This is a genomic window from Streptomyces rectiverticillatus, assembly GCF_013394065.1.
Lineage (GTDB): Bacteria > Actinomycetota > Actinomycetes > Streptomycetales > Streptomycetaceae > Streptomyces > Streptomyces rectiverticillatus.
This window is the reverse complement of record NZ_CP040752.1, coordinates 2427123-2452077: the sequence shown is the minus strand read 5'-3', so window position 1 is coordinate 2452077 and position 24955 is coordinate 2427123. Positions and strand designations below refer to the sequence as shown.

The following is a 24955-nucleotide window of genomic DNA, read 5'->3' as shown; positions in this document are numbered from 1 at the left end:
GGTGGATAAGTGGCCTGGGACGGCGGCTGGGTGCCTCAGTGGCCAGTGTTGGTGCTCTTTGATATTTCCCGCCCGCCGCTCTCGGGTTCCCCCAGACCTGCTCCCCCTCGATTCACCACTGTGCGGGGAAGAGACCCGGGGATCCAGCGTATGCCTGGCCTGTCAGCCGACTGGCGGGGCGGGCGGCTGCTCGAGGGAGGGACGGTACGGCCGTAGGCGCCCCGTCGCTTCCGCACGCGCCTGTGGGTGCTGATGCCCGCCGCTTACAAGGGAGTTGTGGGTGTGGCTACGGTGAGTGGTAACCCCGTTCAGGAAGGGCTTCTGTGAAGCGCATGCATCGTTTCTTCTCGCCCCTTGTCGGTGCCACGGTGCTGGGGGCGGTCTTGGCACTCGCCGGGCCGGCGGCTGCGTCGGATCGCGGTGAACCGGGGCCGTCCCATGGCGCCGTCTTCGGCGGTCTGCTGTCGGGTCTCGGTTCCAAGAACGCCGACGCCCACAGCAGCACCTGTGGCGGGCCACGTACCAATGTGGGCGTCCGCGTCGAGTGCTCTGTGAACCACGGCACGCACGACAAGAAGTCCCCTGAGAGTACGGGGAACGGGGCGGTCTTCGGCGGGGCGCTGTCGAACATCGCCTCCGGCAACGCCTCCGACCACAGCAACTCCTGTGGCAACGGCCTGGTCAGCATCATGAGCCACACCACCTGCACTGTCCATGACCACAGGTGACCTGCCTGTCGGGCCACACATGGCCCGACAGGCGTCGATCCAGCCGGAGAGCCCGCAGAAGCAACCGCAGCCACAGCACGACATCGAGGCGCTTCGCCCGGCACAGTGGTCGCTTCTGCGGGAGCTGCGCCTGCATGCGCTGGGCCAGGACGGCACCGTATTCGACGCGTCGCCCGAGACCGAAGCCGCGCTCCCTGCCTCCTACTGGCAAGAGGTCCTGGCCACTTCCACCATCTGGGTGGCCACCGCCGGCGATGCTCCCGCAGGAATGGTCCGCTACACGCCCCACGACGGGTACGGGCACGGGGGAAGCCTGTGGATCGACCCCCACGGCCGGACACGCGGACTCGCCCGGCGCCTCATGCTCACGGCGGTCGACCACGCCCGCCGACGCGGCGACAGCGAACTGCGGGGTTCCGTCCTCCCCGACAACAGACCCGCCGTCCGGCTCTTCCGCAGCCTCGGCGCCGTCCCCACGGGATGGCTCAAACCCAGAAACCACCCACCCCACGCCCTGCGCATCGAAATGAGCATCCCGCTCAGCCAGTGTCCACGGACATGACCGCCGGCAGCCTTGGAGCGTGGAGCGAGCCACGCCCGTCACGACCACGTGGCCGGCCACTTCGTTGAATCCTCTGGCCGCAGGGTGGCCTTGGGGTGTAGTGGCGGCCTCATATTCCACCGGCCTGGGTTGTCGGGCGGCGGATAAGTGGCCTGGGATGGCAGCTGGCCGTCTCTGGAGTCTCACGAGCTCCCCCTCTCCTCACCAGCCCCTACCCAGGGTCAGTCGGACGCTCGGCCACGATGGTGGCGCGCTGAGCGAAGCGCCCACGACGGGCTGCACCACATCGCGGCAGCTGCCAGCTCCCCCTCAGCCACAGACGGAGGGACCGGTCTCCTTACGCGCCCGCAGGTGTGACGGCGCGAGTACGGTGGCCCACTTCCCACCGGCCGCACAGCCAAACCACCGGACCCGAGCCCCCCACCCCTCCCCCTGCTGCCAGCCTGCCCTGACCTCAGCCCCCACCCATGCTGTGGGATGAAGACGGACCTCTGCGGGGTGTGTGCCTGCTGTTACGCCTCTTCCGCGGGAGTGGCGGCCACCCGCCAGCCGGGGAATTTACAGGTCACCGGCCACGCCGCCCCCCTGGCGGGGCCGGTGTGTCCCTTAGCGTTTCCGGCGTGAAGATCTCGGTTCTGGTCGTGGACGGCGTGTTCGACTCCGGGCTCGCGTCCGTGCTCGACGTGCTGCAGACGGCCAACGAACTGCGCCACGAGGTGCCGCAGCCCCCGCCCCCGTGGGCGGTCGCCTGTGTCAGCCCGTACACGACGACCGTGCGGACCGCTGCCGGGCACCGGGTGGATGCCGTGCACCCGGAGGCGGCCCCCGTGCCCGAGGCGCTCGTCGTGCCCGGGGTCGGGCACAGGCGGGCCGGGCCGCTGGCCGAGTGGGTCGCCTCGCCGGACCGGGCGGCCGAACGGGAGCTCGTCCGGCGGGCCCGTGCCACCCGTACGGCCCTCGCCGCCGCCTGCACCGGCACGTTCCTGCTCGCGGAGAGCGGCGTGCTCGACGGGCAGCCCGCCACCACCACCTGGTGGCTCGCGCCCGGCTTCCGGCAGCGCTACCCCGAGGTCCTGCTGGACGAGACGCGCATACTCGCCCACGCCCCGGGCGTGACCACGGCCGGCGCCGCCACGGCGCACCTGGACCTCGCGCTGTCGCTCGTGCGGGACCGCAGCCCGGCCCTCGCGGAACTCACAGCCCGCTATCTGCTCATCGACACCCGCCCCGCCCAGACGGGCTACGCCGTGCCCAGCCACCTGGCCCGTACCGACCCGCTGGTCGCCGGGTACGAGCGCTGGGTGCGCGAACACCTCGAACAGCCGCTGCGCATCGCGGACGTCGCCCGCGGCCTGGGCGTGAGCGAGCGCACCCTGCAGCGTGCCGTGGACCGCGTCCTCGGCATGTCGCCGCTGCGCTTCGCCCAGCGCATCCGGCTCGAACAGGCCGCGCACCTGCTCCGTACGACCGCCCTGCCCACCGACGCCGTGGCCCGCCGCGTCGGCTACGAGAACGCCACCACCCTCACCACCCTCCTCCGCGAACGCCTCGGCACCACCCCGGGCCGGCTCCGCCGCCGGTCCGGACAGCCCGTAGGGTCAGTGTGATGATCATGGACTGGCTCTCCGAAGAAGAGGAATGCGTTCTCGTCAACGCCCGGGAAATGTCACCGCTCTGGTCCGTCGTGGCCGACTGGACCCGTGGCGGAGACGAAGCCGAGTGCGCGGCTGTCGTTCCCGTTTTCGCCGACATCGTCGGCCGGTGGGCGCGAGCCGGATACGTCGAGGTCTACCTCGGTGACGAGTGGCCCGCGCATCAGGGCGGGGAGCGGTTGACCGGCGAGGCGCTTGAGGAAGTGCTCCGCCGGCCGTCCACCTGGGAGTACCGGGAAACGCCACCAGTGATCGGGTTGCTGGCGGGGCCGGCGCCGGCGCCTTCCCCCTGACGCGTCCTACGCCTCCTACGCGCTCAGCCGCACGCCTTCCCGTTCCCGTCCGGGTCCAGCCTCAGCGGGTCGTCCTTCCCGTTCACCCTCAGGTTCTTGTAGCCGTGTTTCCCCAGCCAGTCGCAGCGCGCGGCAGTCGTGGGCGCCACCCCCTTCGGGAACACCGTCGGCACGCACACGTTCTCCGCGCCGTAGTGGCGGTCGCAGCCCGCGATCTGCGTGTCCACCTCGGCCGAGGCTCGCTCGGGCTCCGGCTTCTTCGCGTGGCTCGCCGGCATGCCGTCCGCGAAGCCGTGCACCATCGGGCTCGCCTCCGCCGCCGTCGCCTGCGGCCCGCCCAGGTGCACCCACGACGCCACCGACGGGACCCCGGCCGCGTCGACCGCGAACAGCATGTACCAGCCGGGCGGCGCCAGGTTCGGGTTGCTCGTCACGTTCAGGTCGATCGTCTTCCCGTCCGAGCCCACCGACATCGGCAGGTCGACGAAGCGCTGGTTGGGGTCGGAGGAGTGGGTGACCGCCGCCGGACGGATCAGTTCCGCCTTGACCACCGGGCGGTCCACCGTGATCCGCTGCGTGCTCGCGTAGCTCCACCGGTCCGTCGCGACCGACGTGATCTGCGGGCGCGCGCCCTTGTAGAGGTACGGCGGGGTGTAGATGGACACGTGGTCGTCGAAGGTGCCGTTGCCGGGGTTGTCGCCCACGGCCATCACCCGGCCGTCCGGCAGCAGGAACGCCGACGAGTGGTACGTCCGCGGGATCGGGTCCGTCGCCAGGCCCGGCTGGAAGGTGTTCGACGCCGGGTTGAACATCGACGCCTCGTACACCGGATCCGCCCGGTCGTGCAGGCCGCCGCCCGTCTCCAGGACCTTCCCGTCGGGCAGCAGCACCGCCGAGACGTACATCTTGCCCTGGCGGCCCGTCTGCGGTTTGCGGCCCCCGCCCTGGTCCACCGTGCCCTGCGGCAGCAGCGGCCCCGGCGCATACGCCGGGTTCGGCTTCTTCAGGTCGATGATGTCCGTGTGGCGGTTCGCCTCCGGGTTGGTGTTGACGTTGCCGCCGCCCATCGTCAGGACCCGCTGGTCCTGCGCCGGCGGCAGCAGGACGCTCGCGGACTGGTCGCGGTGGTCCTTGTCCTGCAGCCCCGGCACGTCCGTGATCTTGTTGGCGTCGTAGTCGTAGACCGACGCCCCCGTGCCCGGTGTGCCGTTGCCGAAGACGTGGCTGCCGGAGTAGAACAGGCGCCCGTCCTGCATGAGGATCATCGACGGGTACAGGCCCCAGTACGACCAGGTCTGGTTGACCTCGTTCATCGGCAGCCACTTCTGCTGCGCCTGGCTGAACTTCTCGGCGGTGACGCTGCCCGTGGAGTCCTCGCGCAGCCCGCCGAAGGAGATCACGTCGCCGTTGCCGAGGATCGTCGCGGAGGGGTACCAGTGGCCGTCGTTCATGTCGTTCGTCTTCACGTACGACTCGGTCGAGGGGTCGAAGAGGTACGAGTCCTTGAAGCCCTCGTAGCCGTGGCTGCCGTCCGCCGCCGGGTAGGCCTTGTTGCCGCTCATGATCAGGACGCGGCCGTCGGAGAGCTGCACGTGGCCCGCGCAGAACATGTCCACCGGGGTCGGGACGGTCTTCATCGCCCCGGTCTTCGGGTCGTAGACCGCCGACGTGAACGTGCCCGCCTTGAACATCTCCGGGTCGTTGCCGGAGCCCGCGACGAGCAGCACCTTGCCGTTGTGGAGCACGACCGAGTGCATGCTGCGGACCGGGTTCTTGAACGGCATCACGGCCCAGCTGCCCTTGGTGCAGGCGGCGCCCGCGGTGCATACGTCGCCGGGCGCCGGCTGGGTGGCGTCCTCCATCACGTAGTCGTCGGTGGTGACCGTGCCCGTGCCGTAGACGGAGACGCCCCAGGAGATCTGGTCCGTTCCGGGCGGGACGACGGGCGTACGGACCTCGGCGCGCGTGTAGCCCGCGCTCACCGGCAGCGTCTTGAGGTCCGTCCAGTACTGCCAGCCGTCCTTGACGTCGTGCCGGAAGACGGTGACGGACGCGTCGGGCGTCGTCGACTTGTACCAGAGGGACAGGTCGTACTGGTGGGACGGGCTCACGTTCGGCGCGCAGGAGGTGTCCTCCAGCATCAGGGCCTTGCGGTCCCCGCTCAGCCGCCGGGTGAGCGTCACCGACAGCGCCCGCCCTCCGCTGTGGGCCTCGGCGGCGCCCGTCAGTGCGTACGTGAAGTCGTTGTCGCCCCAGCCGGACTTCTGCCAGCACGTCGGCTCGCCGTTCGCGCGGACGGACTCGAAGCCGGGGTTCACCAGCAGGTTCGAGCCGGCGCTGGCCGGGCCGGGGGCCGACAGCAGCAGACCGGCGGAGGCCGTGCAGGTCACGAGCATCGCCGTCGCCAGCCGTGCGCGTTTGCCGTGTTTATTGGGTTTGCCGCGTCTGCGGCGTCCCCTCAGCGGGTTCCGCCCCGTCGTCAGTGGCATGCGTCCGTCCCTTCTCCACGGTGCCGCTCGCGGCTCTCCGGGCCCCTGCGGGCCTTGCGCGGCAGATAGACCAGGGCCTCCGTCGCCGCGAAGCGCAGCACGAAGGTCGTCAGCAGGGCGATGACCGTCGCGTGCAGCACTTCGAGGTGCAGCCGGCCGACGAACAGCGCGATGAGCGGGATCCGCAGCAGCAGATCGGCGTTGGCGAGGAGCGCGAAGCGGCTCACCCGGTCCGCCCAGTGACGGTGGCGGCGCCGGTCGCGGAAGAGCAGCACCTCGATCAGGAGGAAGTTCCACAGCACGCCGAGCTGGTTGGCGGCGATCTCCGCCGGTACGTAGTGCAGCCCGGCGCCCGTCAGCAGGTGCAGGCCCAGCAGGTTGGGCAGGAAGCCGGTGAGGCCGATGAGGCCGAACACCAGCATGCGGGCCCAGGGGGCGGAGGTGCGCAGCGTCGTGAGGTGTCCCAGGAAGCGGAATCCTTCGCGGGCCGAGGACTTGGATTCGCCGGAGAAGCGGTCCTGGAAGGCGAACGGCAGCTCGGTGACGGAGGCCGGGCGGCAGCGCACCGCCAGCTCCATGAGGATCTTGTAGCCCAGGGGCCGCAGCTCCTCCGTCGCCGCGACCGTCTCGCGCCGGACGGCGAAGAAGCCGCTCATGGGGTCGCTGATGCCGCGCAGCAGCCGCGGGAAGGCCCCCTTGGCCAGCCAGGTCGCGGCGCGCGAGACGGCGACGCGGCGGCTGCCGGCGAGCCCGGCCCGGCTGCCGCCGGGGCGGTAGCGGCTGGCGACGACGAGGTCGGCGCCCTCGTGCGTCCCCGCCTCGACCAGGTCCGGCACGAGCTCGGGCGGGTGCTGCAGATCGGCGTCCATGACGACGATCCAGCCGGGCTCCTGCGTGCCCGCCGCCCGCATGCCCTCGACGACGGCCCCGCCGAGGCCGCCCACGGGCTCCCGGCGCCGGATGACCGTGACGGGGTACGGGCAGGTGCGCGCGGCCTTGCGGATCACCTCGGCGGTGTCGTCGGTGGAGTCGTCGACGAAGACGATCTCGCAGGAGGAGAGGCGGGCGGGCAGGGCCGCGCCGAGGCGGCGCAGCAACTCGCCCACGTTCCCGGCCTCGTTGAAGGTGGGGACCAGGACGGTGACCGCCTCGGCGACGGCGCTCGCGGGGGAGCTGCGCGGCGCGGTGCCGGTGGCCGGCTCGGCGGGTGCCTGCGCCGGGTCCTGGGCCGGGGCGTCGGCCCCCCGGGGCGCGGGTGCGCCCGTCTCGAAGAGCGTCACGGGGCGGCCTCCAGCAGTGCGACCCGCGCCCCGTTCTGCAGCCCGTTCCGCGCCCCGTTCTGCGGCCCGCTCAGCTGTCCGCCGGGCGATCCGTCCGGCGCCCCGGCCGGCGACGTGCCGTCGCGGCCGTCAGCGGGCCCGGCCGGTCCGGTCCGTCCGCCTTCCCCGACCCGCCGGATCTCGATCCGGTCCTCCCCGCGCCCGAAGGACGCCACCACCCGCGAGTGCTCCAATGCCCCCTTGACCACCGGGAGGTGGGACGCGTCGCGCCGCACCGTCGGCGAGGCGACCACGTAGTCCAGGTCCTGCCACCCCCGCGGCAGCGTCCTGCTCACGGCCGGGTCCAGGTCGGCCTTGTAGAACCAGATGGCGCCCGTGCCGGGTGCGTAGCCGGCGTGCACCAGGTCGAGCCAGATCGCGTCGTCGGCGAGGATGCGCGTACGGGCCGGGTCGGGGACGTTGCCCCGGTCGGCGAGCCAGGTCTTCGCCGCGCGGTAGGGGCCGTTGACGTCGGTGGTGAGGGCGGCGCGGTCGCCGTCGTACCAGCGCGGCACCACGTACGCGGCGGCCGTCACGGCGAGCAGGACGAGCGCGGTCCGGCGCGCCGCGTACCGGCGCCGGCGGAAGCCGGGCCGGGTGCGCAGCAGCGCGCAGCCCACGGACGCGGCCGCTCCGGCGAGGGCCAGGGCCAGGAACGGCAGAGCCTGGATGATGTACATGGCGGGCAGGTAGCCCGAGGGGCGCATGGCCACGGCCGCCAGGATCAGCACGGCCAGCGCGGGCCCGGCGAGCGCCCGGCCGGTCACGGAGCGGCGGAAGGAGGCCAGGAGCACCACGGCGGAGGCGAGGCCGCCGACGGGCAGTACCCGGTCGTAGTAGAGCCAGGAGCCCAGCACGTCGTGCGCGGCGGACGAGGGGTCGAGGAGGAAGCCCGAACCGGCCCGGCTCATCTGGTAGGTGATGCCGTCGACGAGCGAGACGTGCCCGGGGCCGGGGAACAGCTCGTGGTTGAGCAGTGCGAACAGCGGATACGTCAGGCCGAGCAGCGCGCACACGGTGATCGCGCCCGTCACCGCGAACTTGCGGGTGTCGCGGTGGCTGTGCCGCCACATGGTCACCAGCAGCGCGGGCAGGACGACCAGCATGGTCTCCTTCGACAGCACGGCGACGGCGGCTGCCACGCCCGCGCCGAAGTGGTGCCACAGGTGCCGGCGGGGGGAGGCCGCGAGGCAGAAGGCCAGCAGCATCCACATCACGGCGAGGTTGTCGAGGAAGATCTCCCGCTGCAGGACGACGGCGAGCGGGGACAGCCCGAACAGGGCCGTGGCCAGGCCGGCCGCCCACAGCTGCAGGCCGAGCCGGCGTGCGAGCACGTGGAGGAGGACGCAGCTCGCCGCCGTCACCACGAGCATCGCGCAGCGCATCGGGGCGACGGTCAGCGACTCGGGCGAGATCAGCGAGGGGAGCCACGTCAGCGCGGCTATCTGGAGCCAGCCCAGCGGCGGGTGGTCGTACCAGTAGGTGTAGTGGGCGAGGCCCTCGCCCTGCTGGACGGCCCACGCCTGGGCCAGGTACGTGCCCTCGTCGTCGCTGAGGCCCGGGTAGCCGGTGATGTTCCAGCCCTGGACGAGCAGGACGGCCGCCAGCAGCAGTCCGCACAGCAGCAGGTCGGGGCGGGAGCGGCGCAGGCGCAGCACGGGGCGTACGGCCGCCGGGGCCGTGGCGTGGTGAGGGGACGCCGCCGGGCGGGCCGGGGCGGCGGGGAAGGTGGCGGTCACGTCGTGACGTCCTCTCGGGTGAGGTGCGCGCCGGCGTGGGCGGTGAGCTCCCACTCGTTGCGGCCCCGCTGTTCGCGCCAGACCGCGCGGATCGCGGCTCCGGCGAGGAGGAGCTGGTAGAAGGGCCCGCCGAGGACGAGCTTGACGTAGTGCACGAAGCGCACGCGCAGGCCGTACTGCACGCCGAAGTCGTGCAGGCCGACGATCTCGAAGACGAAGGTGACGAAGGCGGTGACGGCCGGCAGGAAGGTGAGCACCGCGACGTACACGGGGACGTGGAGCAGGAGCGTCACGGCGATGTTGAGCGGCACCACCACGCCGGTGAAGGCCTGCAGGAACGGTGTCATCAGGGTGTAGCGGGCGAGCATCCGCTGCCCGAAGCCGGGCAGCCGGTGCCAGTCGCGCTTCCGGTAGACCTGAAGGAAGCCCTGGTTCCAGCGGGTGCGCTGCTTGAGCAGGCTCATCAGCGAGCCCGGCGTCTCCTCGCGGGTGACCATCTCGGGGTCGTAGGCGACGACGACGCGCTTGCCCTTGCTGGAGAGGCGGACGCCCAGGTCGCAGTCCTCGGCGAGGCACTCGGCGTCCCAGCCGTCCGCCTCGCGCAGCACCTCGGTGCGGACGAAGACGGTGTTGCCGCCGAGCGGGATGAAGCCCTTCTGCGCGTGCAGGTGCAACCGGCTGCGGAACCAGAAGAAGTACTCCAGGCAGTTGCGCAGGCTGTACCAGCTGGAGTGGAAGTTGATGAGCTGGACGCCGCCCTGCACGACGTCGGCGCCGGTGCTGCGGAAGGCGTGGTCGACGTGCGCGAGCAGCGCCGGGTGCACTTGGTCCTCGGCGTCGAAGACGCCCACCACGTCGCCCAGGCAGTGGGGGAGCGCGGTGTTGAGCGCCTTGGGCTTGTTCTTCACGGCGTGGGTGTCGGTGATCACCCGGACGCGGTTGGGCGCGGCGGCGGCCATCCGCTCGGCGACCTCCGCGGTCTCCGGGTCGTCGTGCCCGACGATCACGAGGATCTCGTAGCGCGTGTGCGTGGACTCCAGCAGGCGCTTGACGGTGTGTTCGAGGACGGCCTGCTCGTGCCGGGCGGGCACCAGCAGGGAGAACGACAGGGCGCCGGTGTCACCGGCCGGCTCGAAGCGGGTCGCCGCGAGCGTCTCGGGCGTGCGCCAGGCGTGCATCTGCCACCACAGCGTGAAGGCGGCCATCCAGAACAGCGCCAGTGTCACGGCGCAGACCAATACGGACGTGAGCAAAGATGTCCCCCCTAGACATGAATGCCGTGGGCGCGCCCGGCAGCGCTGAGTCAGCCACGAGCCGCACGGCGGCCAAGACCCCCCGGCCACCGCAGCAGCGTTGAATGCCCCCTCACGCGACTCCCCAGTGCGCGTGTGTCCCCCTTCGCAGGAGAGAGTAAGGGGGGCGGGTGAAACTCAGGTGCGTAATTGATAAATCCTGTGTTTCCGAACTTACGGTCGATGCCGGGGAGTTGGGGCATTGCCGGACCGGCCGGGCCTTCCGCCCGGGCCCGGGGAATGGGAAACTGCCGTGTATGCGGGCATTGAGGCGCCTACGGGGACGATCGGTGCTGTGTGCAGCGGGTGCGGTGGCGCTCACGGGTGCGACCGTGGTGGGGCTCACCGGCTGCCGTCAGGAGGGTGTGGGCGGGCTGGACTCGGTGATCGTGGCCGTGACCGCCGACAAGCGGGCCACCGGCCGCCTGGAGCGCGACGGCTATCCCGTCCAGTGGCTGACCTGCACGGGCAAGACGGAGGACCCCGGTGTGACGGAGAAGGGCGGGGCGCGCCCGGTCACCGCCGTCGGCGTCGACTGCGACGGCCGCACCAGCGGCGGGCAGAAGATCATCGTCTACGGGCGGGTGACGGGCCTCTACGACGACTCGTGCGTCCAGGGGAAGCTGACGGCGAAGGTCGACGGGAAGACGGTCTTCACGGCGAGCGTCCTCGGCGACTGCTCGGGCAGCGGCGTGACGAACGGCGGCGGCGACTGCGGCGGCGGTGGTGGCGGCGGCGGTGGCGGCGGCGACAAGAGCACCGGCAACAACGGTGGCAATCACGGGAAGAAGGACGACAAAAGCCGGCAGGAAGGGCATCACCAGACCAAGTAGGGACATCGCCAAGCCGTCCGGAGGGCCGTCCCGGACGCCCGCTTACCCTTGGTCCATGCCCGAAGAGTCCCCGCTCCTCAAGAGCCTGCGTACGGCCGTCGACGCCGCGCCCGACGACGTGCCCCTGCGCCTGCACCTCGCCCAGCTCCTCCTCGACGCGGGGCACGGCCAGGACGCGATCTCCCAGGTCGCCGCGGCCCTGCAGCGGGAACCGGGCAACGCGGAGGCGCAGGCGCTGATCGCCCGCGCCGTCGCCCCGCCGGTGACGGCTCCGGCCGCGGCCCCGGCCACGGCCCCCGCTCAGGCCCCTGCTCAGGCCGCGCCCGCACCCGTACCCGCCGAGGCCCCGGACGGCGCGCCCGCCGAACCGCCCCGCTACGACTGGAAGCAGGCCGAGGACGAGCTGTCCGACGTCATCCCGCCGCGCTTCGTGGAACCCTCGGAGTCGCCGGAGCCGGAGCCGCAGTCGGCCCCGGATCAGCAGCCGCAGCCACTGTCCGCCGACGGCGAGGACGACCCGGCCGGCGTCAGCGCCTGGGACGTCGAGAACGCGGACCTCTCCCTCGCCGACGTCGGCGGCATGGACCAGGTCAAGGAGCGCCTCCAGGCCGCCTTCCTGGCCCCCATGCGCAACCCCGCACTCCGCAAGCTCTACGGCAAGAGCCTGCGCGGCGGACTGCTGATGTACGGGCCGCCCGGCTGCGGCAAGACGTACATCGCCCGCGCCGTCGCCGGCGAGCTGGGCGCCCGCTTCATGTCGGTCAGCATCACCGACGTCCTCGACATGTGGATCGGCAACTCCGAGCGCAACCTGCGCGAACTCTTCGCGACGGCCCGCCGCAACGCCCCTTGCGTCGTCTTCCTCGACGAGCTGGACGCCCTCGGCGCCAAGCGCAGCCAGGTCCGTCACTCCGGCCTGCGCACCACGGTCAACCAGCTGCTGACCGAGCTGGACGGCGTGGACGCCCGGGCCAACGAGGGCCTGTTCGTGCTCGCCGCCACCAACCACCCCTGGGACGTCGACCCCTCCCTGCGCCGCCCGGGCCGCCTGGACCGCACGGTGCTGGTGCTGCCGCCCGACGAGCCCGCCCGCGAATCGATCCTGCGCCACCACCTCAAGGACCGCCCGGTGGCCCGCATCGACCTGCGCAAGCTGGTCAAGCGCACGGACGGCTTCTCCGGCGCGGACCTGCGCCACCTGTGCGAGAGTGCGGCCGAGCGCGCCCTGATGGACTCCGTCCGCACCGGCCAGGCCCGCATGATCGACACCGACGACCTGCTCACGGTCCTCGGCCAGGTGCGCCCGTCGACCGGCCCGTGGTTCGACTCGGCGCGCAGCGTCGCCCAGTTCGCCAACGAGGGCGGGCAGTACGACGAGCTGCTGGCGTACCTGAAGAAGAAGAGGATGCTGTGAGCGACACCCCGTACGGCGGCGGGCACCCGAATGTGGCCCGGGCCGAGGCGCTGCTGAGCCTCGGCCGGGTCGAAGAGGCACGTGACCTCCTCACCTCGCACACGAAGGAGGTCTCCCACAAGGACGCCGACGTCTACGCCCTGCTCGCCTGCTGCTTCTACCGGATGCAGAAGTGGCCCGCGTCCCTGGTCATGGCGGAGTCCGCACTCAGCCTCAACCCCTCCCACACCGACGGTCACATCTACCGCAGCGAGGCGCTGTGGCGCCTCGGCCGCGCGGACGAGGCCGTCACCGCGGCCCGCGAGGCGATACGGATCTCGCCGTACCACCAGACGCCCTACCAGTCGCTGTCGGCGGCGCTGCGCGCGGCGGGCGACTTCGACGGGGCGCTGGCGGCCGCGAACGAGTCCGTGCGCGTCAGCCCGGAGTCCGTGAACGCGCACTTCGCCCGGTACTCCGCCCTGATGGACCTGGGTGACAAGGCCGGTGCGCAGCAGGTGATGCGCGACGTCCTGAGCTTCGCCCCCGAAGACGCCGATGCGCGCGCCGTCCTCGCCGGGCTCAGGGACGAGTCCCGCGAGCTCAGGCTGCCGGAGCTGGCCAAGGAGTACGCCGCCGCACTGGGGTCCGACCCCACGAGCGCGTACATCGCCGCCAAGCTGGAGGACGTCGCCCTGCGCCTGGTGCGCCGCAGCCGCTGGGTCGCGCTGCTCTGCCTCGTATACGCGGCCGTCGTCTCCCGGGCCTTCCCGACCGGCGACGATCCCACCTCCCTGCCCGCGCCGCTCGGCCCGCGGATGTGGTTCTTCTTCCTGATGTGCGTGGGCTGGGGGCTGTGCGTCTGGCGCACGTACTTCAAGCTGCCGAAGGGGGCCCAGCTCACCCTGCGGTCGGTGATCCGGCGTGCCCTCGCCGCGAAGCTGGCCGTGGCGCACTCGCTGTGGGGCACGCTCTGCGCGGTGCTGCTGGTGACCGTGCCGTGGACGGACCGCGGCTACGAGCAGGCGCTCGTGTGGATCGGCGGGGTGCCGGTGGTGCTCGCCATGTGGTGGGGGAACGCCCGGCGGCGCAATGAGCGCGAGGAGGCCGGGAAGGCGAAGGAGAAGCGGCTGAAGAGCGCCCGCGAGAGGGAATCGGAGGCCGCCCGGTAACATCCGGACGGTACGAGCCGACGACGCGTGAGGAGCCCACCGGTGGCGGGAGAACCCCAGGCCGACTGCCTGTTCTGCAAGATCGTCAAGGGGGAGGTGCCGGCGACGGTCGTCAAGGAGACGGAGACCACCGTCGCCTTCCGGGACATCAACCCCCAGGCGCCCGTGCACGTCCTGGTCATCCCCAAGGTGCACTACGCGGACGCGGCCTCCCTCGCCGCGGCCGAGCCGGCGATCGCCGCCGACGTACTGAAGACCGCGGGTGAGGTGGCTCTCCAGGAGAACGGGGACAAGGGCTTCCGCATCGTCTTCAACACCGGCGCCGGCGCCGGCCAGACCGTCTTCCACGCGCACGCCCACGTCCTCGGCGGCCGCGGCTTCAACTGGCCCCCCGGGTAGGAAGAATCCTCTTGTCCGTACGTGAACTCGTCGTCCTGGGCACCGCCAGCCAGGTGCCCACGCGGCACCGCAACCACAACGGCTACGTCCTGCGCTGGGACGGCACCGGCCTGCTCTTCGACCCGGGCGAGGGCACCCAGCGGCAGATGCTGCGCGCCGGGGTGGCGGCGCACGACCTGAACCGGCTGTGCGTCACCCACTTCCACGGCGACCACTCCCTCGGCCTCGCCGGGGTGATCCAGCGCATCAACCTGGACCAGGTGCCGCACCCCGTCACCGCGCACTACCCGCGCAGCGGCAAGCGCTTCTTCGAGCGCCTGCGGTACGCCACCGCCTACCGCGAGACGGTGCAGCTGGCCGAGGAGCCCGTCTCCGGCGCGGGCGGCGTGCTGGCGGAGGAGCCCTCGTACCGCCTGGAGGCCCGTAAGCTCTCGCACCCGGTCGAGTCCTACGGCTACCGCCTGGTCGAGCCCGACGGGCGGCGCATGCTGCCCGAGCGGCTCGCCGCGCACGGCATCGGCGGCCCGGACGTCGGCCGGCTGCAGCGCGAGGGCGCGGTCGGCGGGGTCACCCTGGACGAGGTGAGCGAGGTACGGCGCGGGCAGCGGTTCGCGTTCGTGATGGACACCCGGCTGTGCGACGGCGTGTACGAGCTCGCCGACGGCTGCGACATGCTCGTCATCGAGTCGACGTTCACCGACGAGGACGCGGTCCTCGCCACGGACCACGGCCACCTGACGGCGGGCCAGGCCGGCCGGGTCGCCGCCGAAGCGGGTGTGCGGCACCTTGTGCTGACGCACTTCTCGCAGCGGTACGACGACCCGGCGGTCTTCGAACAGCAGGCCCGGGCGGCGGGCTTCGAGGGCGAGCTCACGGTCGCCCGGGACCTGATGCGGGTGCCCGTACCCAAAAGGCGTTAGGGCAGTAAATGCATCGGGTCGCCGAAGCGCCTCGGCTACGCGGGCAGGGGCGACGTCTCCCCTCCCGGGCGCCGGACGGGCCCGCGCCCGGCCCGCGCCAGGATGCGGGCCGCGACCGCCGGCGAGTCGACCAGAGGGTGCAGGGCGAGGGCGCGCAGCGCCGCGTCGCGGTCCTCGTGCACCGCGGCCGCGATCGTGGCCCGCTCGACCGCTTTGAGCTGCAGCATCAGCCCCAACTGGTCCTCGCGCAGGGGCTTGCACGGCAGGGGGCGGGCGCCCCGGGCGTCCACCTCGCACACCGCCTCGATGATGGCCTCGGGGGCCAGCCCGGGGACGGTCGTGCCGTTGGGGACGTTGAGGATCAGGCGCGTGGGCTCGTCCCGGGCGACGGCCCGCATCAGCTGGAGCGCCACCTTGTCGTAGCCGCCGCCGTCCAGGTCGCAGGAGTCCCGCTGCCAGCCGCCGCTGGCCGCGCGGCTCTCGGCCATGTAGGTGGACTCGCGCTGCAGCCGGGTGCGCTCCCACAGCTCGTACGAGCGCTCCGGCGCGGCCGCCGCCTCGGTGAAGAAGCCGCTCTGCTGCTGGTCGAGGAACTGGCCCCGGGTCTCGGGGGATTCCAGCACCGAGCGCAGGGTCTCGCGGCGGAAGTAGTAGTAGTGCAGGTATTCGTTCGGCAGCGAGCCCAGGGCGCGCAGCCAGTCCGCGCCGAAGAGCTTTCCCTCTTCAAAGGAGGCGAGGGCCTCGTCGTCCGCGAGCAGGCGCGGCAGCAGGTCCTCGCCGTCGGCGCACAGCGATCTGAGCCAGCCGAGGTGGTTGAGCCCCACGTAGTCGAAGGTCACCCGGTCAGGGTCGGCTCCGGCCGCCCGGGCCGCCCGCCGCACCAGCCCCACGGGTGAATCGCAGATGCCGATGACCCGCCGCCCCAGGACGGCCGACATCGCCTCCGTCACCATGCCCGCGGGGTTGGTGAAGTTGATGACCCAGGCGCCGGGGGCGACCGCCGCCACCCGTTCCGCGATCTCCAGGGCCACCAGCACCGTGCGCAGCCCGTACAGGACCCCGCCCGCGCCGACGGTCTCCTGCCCCAACACCCCTTCGCTCAGGGGGATCCGCTCGTCCAGCACCCGGCCGGCCGTGCCGCCCACCCGGATGGCCGAGAACACGAAGTCGGTGCCGCGCAGTGCGTCGTCCAGGCTGTGCGCGATGCGCACGGAGGGGGCGCCGGGCACCCCTTCGGCCTGCGCCGCCAGCACCGAAGCGATCACTCTCATGCGCAGGGAATCGGTGTCGTAGAGCACGAGTTCCGTACAGCGGCCCGGGGTGTCGCGCCGCGCGTCGTCCAGGAGGGCCCGGTGCACCAGAGGCACCCGGAACCCGCCACCGCCGAGAATCGTCAGCCTCATATTCCGGAAGGTACCCCAGCATCGGGCACACTGTCCGGATCCGCACCCCGTGAGAGGAGCAGCGAGCGCGTATGACGACCTCTTCGCCCCACTCGACGCCCCGGCAGGACATCCGGAACGGGCACTGCCCGGGCGAGCGCACCGAGGGATTCGAGTTCCAGGGGGCGGCTCCCGTCCTCGACCCGCTGGCCGGGGTCCGCTCGGCGGACGACCCGCCCACCGACGTGTACCTGACCGGAACGGTCTTCCTCGACATCATCTTCACGGGCCTGGACTCGGCCCCCGTGCGTGGCACGGAGTCCTGGGCCCGGGGCATGGGGTCGAGCCCGGGCGGCATCGCCAACATGGCCACCGCCCTGGCCCGGCTGGGCCTGCGCACCTCCCTCGCCGCGGCCTTCGGGGACGACATGTACGGCGAGTACTGCTGGGAGGCGCTCGCGCAAGGGGAGGGGATCGATCTCGGCCTGTCGCGCACGGTGGCCGGGTGGCACTCGCCGGTGACCGTCTCGATGGCCTACGAGGGCGAGCGGACGATGGTCTCGCACGGACACGAGGCGCCGCCGCCCGGTGCCGGAGGGGTGCCCGCGCCCGAGTGCCCGCCGCCCTCGCGGGCCTGCGTGGCCCTGCTGGTGCCTGGCCGCGAGGAGGAGTGGATCGCCCGGGCGGCGGCCCGCGGCAGCAGGGTCTTCGCGGACGTCGGCTGGGACGAGACCGGCCGCTGGGACCCGGCCGACCTGGCGGGCCTGGAGTACTGCGAGGCCTTCCTGCCCAACGCGGAGGAGGCCATGCGCTACACCCGCACCGACTGCCCGCGGGCCGCCGCCCGCGCGCTCGCCGAGAAGGTCCCGGTCGCCGTCGTCACGATGGGGGAGAAGGGCGCCTTCGCGGTCGACAGCCGCACGGGGGAGAGCGCGGAGGTCCCGGCGATCGCCGTCGAGGCGCTCGACCCCACGGGCGCCGGCGACGTCTTCGTCGCGGGCTTCGTCACCGGCACCCTGGCCGGCTGGCCGCTCGCCGACCGGCTCGCCTTCGCCGGGCTGACGGCCGCCCTGTCCGTACAGGAGTTCGGAGGGTCGCTGTCGGCCCCCGGGTGGGTCGAGATCGCCGCCTGGTGGAAGCACGTGCGCTCCTACGACGACCAGAGCCCGGCCGTCCGCCGCCGCTACGCCTTCCTCGACGGCCTGCTGCCCGCGGCCGCCCGCCCCTGGCCGCTGCGCAGGGCCGTGCCCACCCTCGGTTTCCGCAGGCCGTAGCCGCGGGGCCCGCGCGGGCGGGCCCCGCGCAGCCGGAAAAGCCCTCGGGCCCCCGGGCCCGCCGTCGTACCCTGGTATTCCAAGGATTTCCGGACACCGGCCGGACACAGGAGCGCAGAAAAGAGGCGATGAGCAGGCCATCGGGCCGGCCCATGACGCAGACACCCACACGACCGCAGGCGACGGCGAGGTTCACGGTCCCGGCCAAGCACCCCATGGTGACGGTCCTGGGCTCGGGGGACTCCCTCCTGCGGGTCATCGAGAAAGCGTTCCCGTCGACGGACATCCACGTACGGGGCAATGAGGTAAGCGCCACCGGGGAGCCGCGGGAAGTCGCCCTCGTACAGCGCCTGTTCGACGAGATGATGCTGGTGCTCCGCACGGGTGCGCCGATGACGGAGGACGCGGTGGAACGCTCGATCGCCATGCTCAGGGACGAGGAGCAGGGGGCCGAGACCCCCGCCGAGGTCCTCACGCAGAACATCCTCTCCAGCCGCGGCCGCACCATCCGGCCCAAGACGCTCAACCAGAAGCGCTACGTCGACGCGATCGACAAGCACACGGTCGTCTTCGGCATCGGCCCCGCCGGCACCGGCAAGACCTACCTGGCCATGGCCAAGGCGGTCCAGGCCCTGCAGTCCAAGCAGGTCAACCGGATCATCCTGACCCGGCCGGCCGTCGAGGCGGGCGAGCGGCTCGGCTTCCTGCCCGGCACGCTCTACGAGAAGATCGACCCCTACCTGCGCCCGCTCTACGACGCGCTGCACGACATGCTCGACCCCGACTCCATCCCGCGCCTGATGGCCGCCGGGACGATCGAGGTCGCGCCGCTCGCGTACATGCGCGGCCGCACCCTCAACGACGCCTTCATCATCCTGGACGAGGCCCAGAACACCAGCCCCGAGCAGATGAAGATGTTCCTCACCCGGCTCGGCTTCGACTCCAAGATCGTCATCACGGGCGACATCACCCAGATCGACCTCCCCGGCGGTACGAAGAGCGGACTGCGCCAGGTGCGGGAGATCCTCGACGGGGTGGAGGACGTCCACTTCTCCATCCTCACCAGCAACGACGTCGTCCGGCACAAGCTCGTCGGCCGTATTGTCGACGCGTACGAGCAGTACGACAGCCGAAACGAAAGCACCCCCCGGTAAAAACACGATGGCTATCGACGTCAACAACGAATCCGGCACGGACATCGACGAGCAGGCGGTCCTCGACATCGCCCGCTACGCCCTGGCCCGGATGCGCATCCACCCGCTCTCCGAACTCTCGGTCATCGTTGTCGACGCCGAAGCCATGGAGCAGCTCCACATCCAGTGGATGGACCTGCCCGGGCCGACCGATGTGATGTCCTTCCCGATGGACGAGCTCCGTCCCCCGGCCAAGGACGACGACGAGCCCCCCCAGGGCCTCCTCGGCGACATCGTGCTGTGCCCGGAGGTCGCCAAGAAGCAGGGCGAGGACGCGCCGACCGGGCACTCCATGGACGAGGAGCTCCAGCTGCTCACCGTCCACGGCGTCCTCCACCTCCTCGGCTACGACCACGAGGAGCCCGACGAGAAGGCCGAGATGTTCGGCCTCCAGGCCGCCATCGTCGACGGCTGGCGGGCCGAGCGCGGGATCGAGGGGCCCTCCCCGGCGCCCACGATCACGTGACCGGCCGGCTGATCGCGGCCGCGGTCCTCCTCCTGGTCGTGGCCTGGCTCGCCGCCTGCGCCGAGGCCGGCCTCGCGCGGACCACCCGGTTCCGCGCGGAGGAGGCCGTCCGGTCCGGGCGGCGCGGCAGCGCCAGGCTGCTGGCCGTCGCCGCCGACCCCACCCGCTATCTGAACGTGGCCCTGCTCGTCCGCGTCGCCTGCGAGATGGCGGCCGGCGTGCTGGTCACCTACGCCTGCCTGCAGGAGTTCGAGCGGACCTGGCAGGCGCTGACCGTCGCCATCGCCGTCATGGTCCTCGTCTCCTACGTGGCCGTCGGCGTCTCCCCGCGCACCATCGGGCGCCAGCACCCGCTGGGCACCGCCACCGCGGCCGCCTACGTGCTGCTGCCGCTCGCCCGCATCATGGGCCCGGTGCCGCAGCTGCTGATCCTCATCGGCAACGCCCTCACCCCCGGCAAGGGCTTCCGCAAGGGCCCCTTCGCCTCCGAGGCCGAGCTGCGGGCGATGGTCGACCTCGCGGAGAAGGAGTCCCTGATCGAGGACGAGGAGCGCCGCATGGTGCACTCCGTCTTCGAGCTCGGCGACACCCTCGTGCGCGAGGTGATGGTGCCGCGCACGGACCTCGTCGTCATCGAGCGCGGCAAGACCATCCGCCAGGCCCTCACCCTCGCCCTGCGCTCCGGCTTCTCCCGGATCCCGGTCACCGGCGAGAGCGAGGACGACATCGTGGGCGTCGTCTACCTCAAGGACCTCGTCCGCAAGACGCACATCAGCCGGGACGCGGAGTCCGAGCTGGTCTCCACCGCGATGCGGCCCGCCGTCTTCGTGCCCGACACGAAGAACGCGGGGGACCTGCTGCGCGAGATGCAGCAGCAGCGCAACCACTGCGCCGTCGCCATCGACGAGTACGGCGGCACCGCCGGCATCGTCACCATCGAGGACATCCTCGAGGAGATCGTCGGCGAGATCACCGACGAGTACGACCGCGAGCTGCCGCCCGTCGAGGAGCTCGGCGACGGCCGCTACCGCGTCACCGCCCGCCTCGACCTCGGCGACCTCGGCGAGCTCTACGGCTTCGACGAGCTCGACGACGAGGACGTGGAGACGGTCGGCGGCCTGCTGGCCAAGTCCCTGGGCCGGGTCCCGATCGCGGGCGCGGTGGCCGAGGTCGACCTCGCCGACTACGGCCTCGGGGAGCCCGGCGGCATCACGGGCCTCCGCCTGACGGCAGAAGCGGCGGCGGGCCGCCGGAACCGCATCGTGACGGTCCTCGTAGAGCCGGTTCGCTAGGGCGCTGTGCCTTTGCGGGGCCTCGCTGTCGCGCACATGCCGTGTCTCGCCGTGGCGGCGGGCGTCTTTCTTCCGCCGCGACGGCGAGGTGCCACGATGTGGCTGATCGGCGGTGCCGGGCCGGGCCGGAGCCCGGTGGCCGGAGCGTCGGGTGGGGCGTTCGGCCGGGGTAGTGCCGCGGTGGTGTCTCGCCGTGGCGGCGGGCGTCTTTTTCCGCCGCGGCGGTGAGGTGCCACGACGTGGCTGACCGGCGGTGCCGTGCGGGCTGCAGCCCGGTGGGCGGGGTGTCCCTTCCGTGCGGGGCATTCCGCCGGGCTCTCGCCGTGGTGGTTGCTCGCCGTTGCGGCGGGCGTTTTTCGGCGACGTGCCACGACGTGGCCGGCCGGCGGTGCCGTGTTGAGCACGGCACCGCCGGCCGGAGCGTGCCGCGCCCGGCGTCGTCAGCGCGCGCCGCGCCCCTCGCGGCGTGTGCGTAGGCCCACCGCCACCAGGACGGCCACCGCCGCGACCACCGCGGCGTCCACGCCCAGCCCCAGCCGGATGCCCCCCAGCGTCGCCGACGCGAAGTCCGAGCCGCCCTCGGAGAGCGCGGCGGTGCGTGCCGAGGACACCGCGCTCAGCAGCGGGATCCCGATCGTGAGCCCGATCTGCTGCGAGCTGGTCACCAGACCCGTGGCCAGGCCCTGCTCGGTGTCCGGCAGGCCCGACGTCGCCGTCACCCCGTAGGCGACGATCGCCCACAGGTGCCCGACGCAGGCGATGCTCGCCGCCACCAGGGCGAGCCACGCGCCGGAGGCGTCCTGTCCCAGGGCGAGCAGCGCGGCCGAGAAGACGGCCTGGACGGCCAGGCCGGCGAGGAGTGTGGTGCGGGTGCCGAAGCGGGCGATGACCCGCGGCGCGGTCATGCCGGCGGCGACGGCGAAGATGCCCTGCACGCCGAAGACCAGGCCCGTGCGGAAGGCCGAGAGCTCCAGCACCTCCTGCAGGTAGAGGGTGAGCAGGAAGACGACGGTGGTCATCATCGCGAAGGTGACCAGGCCGGCCAGGTTCCCCCAGGCGACCGTCCGCCGCCGCAGCATGGGCAGGGAGATCAGCGGCTCGGCGGCCCGGGACTCGACGACGACGAAGGCCACGAGCAGGGCGGCGCCCAGGACGAGCGCGACGAGTACGTCCGCGCCGCCGAAGCCCTGCTGGGCCGCGGTCGACAGCCCGTAGATGAGGGCCAGCAGACCGCCGGTGACGGTCACCGCGCCCGGTATGTCGACCCGGGGGCGCTGCGGGGGCCGGGACTCGGTGAGCAGACCCGGTGCGACCACGAGGATGCCGAGGCCGGCCAGGGCCAGCAGGCCCATCGTCGAGCGCCAGCCGAGCGTGTCGGTCATGACGCCGCCGAGCACCATGCCGATGGTGAAGCCGAGGGAGAGCAGGGTGCTGCTGACGCCGAGGGCGCGTTCGCGCTGCGGCCCCTCGGCGAAGGTCGTGGTCAGCAGCGACATGCCGGTCGGCACGATGACGGCCGCGCCGAGCCCCTGCAGGGCGCGCCCGGCGAGGAAGGCGGCCGGCGCCCAGGCGAGCGTGGCGAGCACGGAGGCCGCGGTGAACAGCGCGAGCCCGGCCAGGAAGACGCGGCGCCGCCCGTACAGGTCGGCGATCCGGCCGGAGAGCAGCAGGAAGCCGCCGGAGGGCAGGGCGAAGGCGGTGACCGCCCACTGCAGGTCGGCCTGGCCCATGCCGAGGTCGTCGCCCAGGACGGGCAGGGCCACGTTCAGGATGGAGAAGTCGAGGGCCACGATGAACTGCGCGGCGCACAGCACGAGCAGGACCAGCTTGTCGCGGGCGGACATGCCCGGCGCGGCCGCGCCGGAAGGGGTCGTACGGGGAGGGGAGTCGATCGCCATGCGTTCACCTTCCGGCGCGCGGAAGAATCGTGGGGAGAGCGTGCTTATGGTGGTGGCCGCACCACCAGGCAAGGGGGAGAGATGACCGTACAGACGCGTCGTCGCCAAGAGCTGCGTGACTTCCTGATGACCCGTCGGGCCCGAGTGTCCCCGGCCGACGTGGGCCTGCCGGACGGCGGGGGCCGCCGGCGCACGCCCGGACTGCGCCGCGAGGAGGTCGCGGTCCTCGCGGGCGTGGGCGCCTCCTGGTACCAGTGGCTGGAGCAGGGGCGGGACATCACCGTCTCGCCGCAGGTGCTGGACTCCGTGGCGAACGTGCTCAAGCTGAGCGGCGACGAGCGCCGGCACCTCTACGTGCTCGCCGGGCTGAACCCGCCGCAGCCGCAGTCCCCGTACGACCCGGACTACCTGTGCGAGGGCCTGCAGCGGCTGATCGACGGCTGGATGCCGTACCCGGCGCACATCATGGACCCGTACTGGAACCTGGTCGCCTTCAACGACTCGGCCCGTATGGTCATCGGCTTCCGCCGGAAGCCGCGGCCGAACTGCCTGGTCGACTTCTTCACCGACCCGGCCTACCGCGCCCGCGCGGCGAACTGGGAGCAGAACGCCCGGCGGGTCGTCGCCCAGTACCGCGCCGCGTGCTCGGAGCGCCCGGACGACGAGGGGTTCCAGGAGATCGTGGCGGAGGTGGCCGCGGCGAGCCCGGAGTTCGTGGAGCTGTGGGCGCAGGGCGACGTGCAGGCGGGCGGCCAGCTGGTCAAGGAGTTCGACCACCCGGTGGCCGGGCAGCTGTACCTGGAGAGCACGCAACTGCGCGTGCCGGCCCGGCCGGACCTGACGATCGTCATGCACAACCCCGTGGCGGACACGGGCACGGCCGCGAAGCTGGAGTGGCTCGTCTCGCCGGAGGGACGGCGGGGCGGCATGTACTCGGTCGCCGGCTGAGGCGGGCCGCCGGTGCGGGGGCCGCCGTAGTCCCATGGGCTTTGCCCTGTGCATACTTCGGGCAGATCTTCCCTTTACCTAAGGATTCCTCGTGTCCGCTGCCCTGCGCCGTGGCGCCCTCGCCGCCTTCGCCGCCGCGTCCCTCCTGACCCTCTCCGCGTGCGGGGACGCCGACAAGGGCGGCGAGCAGCCGTCCGCCGCGCAGAGCAGCGGTCCGGCCACCGGCAGCGCCGCCCCCGCCCCGGGCAAGGGCGCGGGGGCCCGGCCCCTGACCGGCGAGCAGGCCAAGGCGGCCCTGCTCACCCCCGGCGACCTGCCCTCCGGCTGGGAGGTCAACAAGGACATCCCGGCCTACGACGTCGGCGCGACCGGCATGCAGTTCGGCAAGGCCGGCACGGCCGCGTGCCAGCCCCTGCTCGACGCCTTCGTCGGCGCGGACAACGGTCCCAAGGCGCAGGCCCACGCCATGACCGACCTCAAGCAGGCCGGCGAGACCGGGATCCAGATGACCCAGGGCATCACCTCCTACCAGGAGGCCGAGGCCGTCAAGATCATGCAGCAGAAGATCGACTTCGGTGCCTGCGGGAAGTTCGCGGCCAAGGGCGCCGACGGCACCACGGACCAGGCGGCCGGCAGCGAGCTGACCGTACCCGCGCTCGGCGACGGGGCCCGGGGCATGCGGGTGGTCTTCGCCGCGACCGAGGAGGGCGTGAGCATCCAGCACGACATCGCGGCCGTCCGCGTCGGCGGCACCGTCGTGACCGTCTCCCAGGCCAGCTTCACCACCGCCGACACGGCCGCCTTCGAGGCGTCCCTGCGCAAGGCCGTCGAGAAGGTGCAGAAGGTGCAGAAGGCGCAGCAGAAGGCCGGCGCCAAGGCCTGATCCCGGGGCGGTCGGGCGGACCGGCGCTGCTTATGCTCCCCGGTATGACGGAGACGACGCTGGACCCCGAAGACCGCAAGATCATCACGCTGGCCCGCTCCGCGCGCGCCCGCAACGGTGTGCCCGAGGGCGCCGCCGTGCGCGACGAGACGGGCCGCACGTACGTGGCCGGCACGGTCGCGCTCGACTCGCTGCGGCTCAGCGCGCTGCAGACCGCGGTCGCCATGGCCGTCGCGAGCGGAGCGAAGTCCCTGGAGGCCGCGGCCGTCGTCTCCGAGGCGGACGCCGTCCCCGCGGACGACCGCGCGGCCGTGCGCGACCTGGGCGGCCCCGCCACCCCCGTGCTCCTCGCGGGCCCCGACGGCACCCTGCGCAGCAGGGCCGACGCGGGCTGAGCCGTGGCACGGAACGGGACCCCGGCCGGCCTCGCCTGGTTCATGGCCGCGGTGTCGGCCGTCCTCACGCTCACCCTGGCCGTCGACTGGGCCCGCGGCGAGGGCTTCGACTGGATGACGTCCGCCTGGCTGCTCGTGCTGTGGCCGAACGCCCTGCGCGACCTGCTGCGCGCACGCGGCCACCGCCGGGCCGCCGGCCGCGCGGACGCCGTGGTGGGCTGCAGCCCGTTCCTGGCCACCGCCGTGCTGTGGGCCGGCCTCGTCCTCGGCTGGACGCGCGGGGAGAGCGCCGACTGGTTCGCCCTCGCGGCCGCCCTGCTGCTGCCCGCCGCCGGGGCGCTGTGGCTCGCGGCCGGGCTGACCGGCCGGCGCGCGCGGCGTGCCTGAGGCCGTACGCCCCGGGCCCGGCGCAGCGTCCGCTGCCGTCCGGCCG

The 24955-nt window shown here is 72.5% G+C and carries 23 protein-coding genes; 17 read left to right on the top strand and 6 right to left on the bottom strand.

The features are described from left to right. Positions 1–323 precede the first annotated feature (323 nt). The 4 genes from FGW37_RS10550 to FGW37_RS10535 all read left to right on the top strand — a co-directional run bounded on the left by FGW37_RS10550 (position 324) and on the right by FGW37_RS10535 (position 3235). Positions 324–728 carry a hypothetical protein gene (locus tag FGW37_RS10550; protein ID WP_179080836.1) on the top strand — a complete coding sequence of 135 codons (405 nt, stop codon included), beginning with the start codon at positions 324–326 and terminating at the stop codon, positions 726–728. A gap of 19 nt (positions 729–747) precedes the next feature. Further along, complete coding sequence (locus FGW37_RS10545; protein ID WP_179080835.1) at positions 748–1290, top strand: GNAT family N-acetyltransferase; 543 nt, start codon at positions 748–750, stop codon at positions 1288–1290. 620 nt (positions 1291–1910) lie between these two features. Then, positions 1911–2897, top strand: coding sequence for a GlxA family transcriptional regulator (locus FGW37_RS10540; protein WP_179080834.1), 987 nt, complete (start codon positions 1911–1913; stop codon positions 2895–2897). Next, positions 2897–3235 (top strand): hypothetical protein, encoded by a 339-nt coding sequence (locus FGW37_RS10535; RefSeq protein WP_179080833.1) that lies wholly within the window; start codon positions 2897–2899, stop codon positions 3233–3235. Before FGW37_RS10540 ends, FGW37_RS10535 begins: the two co-directional genes overlap by 1 nt. A gap of 23 nt (positions 3236–3258) precedes the next feature. On the opposite strand, the gene FGW37_RS10530 is transcribed toward FGW37_RS10535, so the two are convergent. The 4 genes from FGW37_RS10530 to FGW37_RS10515 all read right to left on the bottom strand — a co-directional run bounded on the left by FGW37_RS10530 (position 3259) and on the right by FGW37_RS10515 (position 10035). Continuing rightward, the gene (locus tag FGW37_RS10530) at positions 3259–5631 is read right to left on the bottom strand and encodes a galactose oxidase early set domain-containing protein (protein ID WP_179084621.1); all 2373 of its coding nucleotides are present in this window, start codon (positions 5629–5631) and stop codon (positions 3259–3261) included. Positions 5632–5714: 83 nt separating this feature from the next. Next, on the bottom strand, positions 5715–7004 hold the full coding sequence (locus FGW37_RS10525) for a glycosyltransferase (protein WP_179080832.1): 1290 nt from the start codon (positions 7002–7004) through the stop codon (positions 5715–5717). Next, positions 7001–8782 (bottom strand): ArnT family glycosyltransferase, encoded by a 1782-nt coding sequence (locus FGW37_RS10520; RefSeq protein WP_179080831.1) that lies wholly within the window; start codon positions 8780–8782, stop codon positions 7001–7003. Before FGW37_RS10520 ends, FGW37_RS10525 begins: the two co-directional genes overlap by 4 nt. Further along, positions 8779–10035 carry a glycosyltransferase gene (locus FGW37_RS10515; protein WP_246430343.1) on the bottom strand — a complete coding sequence of 419 codons (1257 nt, stop codon included), beginning with the start codon at positions 10033–10035 and terminating at the stop codon, positions 8779–8781. Before FGW37_RS10515 ends, FGW37_RS10520 begins: the two co-directional genes overlap by 4 nt. A 329-nt stretch (positions 10036–10364) precedes the next feature. Between FGW37_RS10515 and FGW37_RS10510 the strand changes: the two genes are divergently transcribed. From FGW37_RS10510 to FGW37_RS10490, 5 genes are read left to right on the top strand one after another with little or no spacing between them, the layout of a single operon-like run. Beyond that, entirely contained in the window at positions 10365–10907 is a 543-nt protein-coding gene (locus FGW37_RS10510) for a hypothetical protein (RefSeq protein ID WP_179080830.1), read from the top strand. Between the two features lie 55 nt (positions 10908–10962). Further along, positions 10963–12321 (top strand): ATP-binding protein, encoded by a 1359-nt coding sequence (locus FGW37_RS10505; protein WP_179080829.1) that lies wholly within the window; start codon positions 10963–10965, stop codon positions 12319–12321. After that, positions 12318–13472 carry a tetratricopeptide repeat protein gene (locus tag FGW37_RS10500; protein ID WP_179080828.1) on the top strand — a complete coding sequence of 385 codons (1155 nt, stop codon included), beginning with the start codon at positions 12318–12320 and terminating at the stop codon, positions 13470–13472. Before FGW37_RS10505 ends, FGW37_RS10500 begins: the two co-directional genes overlap by 4 nt. A gap of 42 nt (positions 13473–13514) precedes the next feature. Beyond that, the gene (locus FGW37_RS10495) at positions 13515–13871 is read left to right on the top strand and encodes a histidine triad nucleotide-binding protein (RefSeq protein ID WP_179080827.1); all 357 of its coding nucleotides are present in this window, start codon (positions 13515–13517) and stop codon (positions 13869–13871) included. Positions 13872–13882: 11 nt separating this feature from the next. Beyond that, entirely contained in the window at positions 13883–14791 is a 909-nt protein-coding gene (locus FGW37_RS10490; RefSeq protein WP_179080826.1) for a ribonuclease Z, read from the top strand. A gap of 35 nt (positions 14792–14826) precedes the next feature. On the opposite strand, the gene FGW37_RS10485 is transcribed toward FGW37_RS10490, so the two are convergent. Further along, complete coding sequence (locus FGW37_RS10485) at positions 14827–16194, bottom strand: 6-phospho-beta-glucosidase (RefSeq protein ID WP_179080825.1); 1368 nt, start codon at positions 16192–16194, stop codon at positions 14827–14829. A 71-nt stretch (positions 16195–16265) separates the two neighbouring features. On the opposite strand from FGW37_RS10485, the gene FGW37_RS10480 reads away from it, so the two are divergent. From FGW37_RS10480 to FGW37_RS10465, 4 genes are all read left to right on the top strand, one after another. Beyond that, on the top strand, positions 16266–17447 hold the full coding sequence (locus FGW37_RS10480) for a carbohydrate kinase family protein (protein ID WP_179080824.1): 1182 nt from the start codon (positions 16266–16268) through the stop codon (positions 17445–17447). A 152-nt stretch (positions 17448–17599) separates the two neighbouring features. Further along, positions 17600–18601, top strand: a complete 1002-nt coding sequence (locus tag FGW37_RS10475) for a PhoH family protein (RefSeq protein WP_179080823.1) — start codon at positions 17600–17602, stop codon at positions 18599–18601. Positions 18602–18608: 7 nt separating this feature from the next. Then, on the top strand, positions 18609–19106 hold the full coding sequence (gene ybeY / locus FGW37_RS10470; RefSeq protein WP_030368892.1) for an rRNA maturation RNase YbeY: 498 nt from the start codon (positions 18609–18611) through the stop codon (positions 19104–19106). Next, the gene (locus FGW37_RS10465; RefSeq protein ID WP_179080822.1) at positions 19103–20398 is read left to right on the top strand and encodes a hemolysin family protein; all 1296 of its coding nucleotides are present in this window, start codon (positions 19103–19105) and stop codon (positions 20396–20398) included. The genes ybeY and FGW37_RS10465 overlap by 4 nt, the downstream gene beginning before the upstream one ends. Before the next feature lie 440 nt (positions 20399–20838). Here the strand turns inward: FGW37_RS10465 and FGW37_RS10460 are convergent, their stop codons facing one another. Beyond that, positions 20839–22296, bottom strand: coding sequence for an MFS transporter (locus tag FGW37_RS10460; protein WP_179080821.1), 1458 nt, complete (start codon positions 22294–22296; stop codon positions 20839–20841). A gap of 81 nt (positions 22297–22377) precedes the next feature. Between FGW37_RS10460 and FGW37_RS10455 the strand changes: the two genes are divergently transcribed. The 4 genes from FGW37_RS10455 (at position 22378) to FGW37_RS10440 (ending at position 24909) form a co-directional block, all read left to right on the top strand. After that, complete coding sequence (locus FGW37_RS10455) at positions 22378–23244, top strand: helix-turn-helix transcriptional regulator (RefSeq protein WP_179080820.1); 867 nt, start codon at positions 22378–22380, stop codon at positions 23242–23244. 91 nt (positions 23245–23335) lie between these two features. Then, positions 23336–24127: a hypothetical protein gene (locus tag FGW37_RS10450; RefSeq protein WP_179080819.1), complete on the top strand. Its 792-nt coding sequence runs from the start codon at positions 23336–23338 to the stop codon at positions 24125–24127. Between the two features lie 44 nt (positions 24128–24171). Further along, positions 24172–24522: a cytidine/deoxycytidylate deaminase family protein gene (locus tag FGW37_RS10445; protein WP_179080818.1), complete on the top strand. Its 351-nt coding sequence runs from the start codon at positions 24172–24174 to the stop codon at positions 24520–24522. A gap of 3 nt (positions 24523–24525) precedes the next feature. Beyond that, positions 24526–24909 (top strand): hypothetical protein, encoded by a 384-nt coding sequence (locus tag FGW37_RS10440; protein WP_179080817.1) that lies wholly within the window; start codon positions 24526–24528, stop codon positions 24907–24909. The last annotated feature ends 46 nt before the right edge of the window (positions 24910–24955 follow it).

Excerpts from the sequence above, each read along its gene's own strand:
- FGW37_RS10480 (WP_179080824.1), top strand. The coding sequence starts at position 16,266 with ATGACGACCTCTTCGCCCCACTCGACGCCCCGGCAGGACATCCGGAAC.
- FGW37_RS10460 (WP_179080821.1), bottom strand. The coding sequence starts at position 22,296 with ATGGCGATCGACTCCCCTCCCCGTACGACCCCTTCCGGCGCGGCCGCG.
- FGW37_RS10535 (WP_179080833.1), top strand. The coding sequence starts at position 2,897 with ATGATCATGGACTGGCTCTCCGAAGAAGAGGAATGCGTTCTCGTCAAC.
- FGW37_RS10530 (WP_179084621.1), bottom strand. The coding sequence starts at position 5,631 with ATGCTCGTGACCTGCACGGCCTCCGCCGGTCTGCTGCTGTCGGCCCCC.
- FGW37_RS10505 (WP_179080829.1), top strand. The coding sequence starts at position 10,963 with ATGCCCGAAGAGTCCCCGCTCCTCAAGAGCCTGCGTACGGCCGTCGAC.
- FGW37_RS10455 (WP_179080820.1), top strand. The coding sequence starts at position 22,378 with ATGACCGTACAGACGCGTCGTCGCCAAGAGCTGCGTGACTTCCTGATG.
- FGW37_RS10475 (WP_179080823.1), top strand. The coding sequence starts at position 17,600 with ATGACGCAGACACCCACACGACCGCAGGCGACGGCGAGGTTCACGGTC.
- FGW37_RS10445 (WP_179080818.1), top strand. The coding sequence starts at position 24,172 with ATGACGGAGACGACGCTGGACCCCGAAGACCGCAAGATCATCACGCTG.
- FGW37_RS10545 (WP_179080835.1), top strand. The coding sequence starts at position 748 with ATGGCCCGACAGGCGTCGATCCAGCCGGAGAGCCCGCAGAAGCAACCG.
- FGW37_RS10485 (WP_179080825.1), bottom strand. The coding sequence starts at position 16,194 with ATGAGGCTGACGATTCTCGGCGGTGGCGGGTTCCGGGTGCCTCTGGTG.
- ybeY (WP_030368892.1), top strand. The coding sequence starts at position 18,609 with ATGGCTATCGACGTCAACAACGAATCCGGCACGGACATCGACGAGCAG.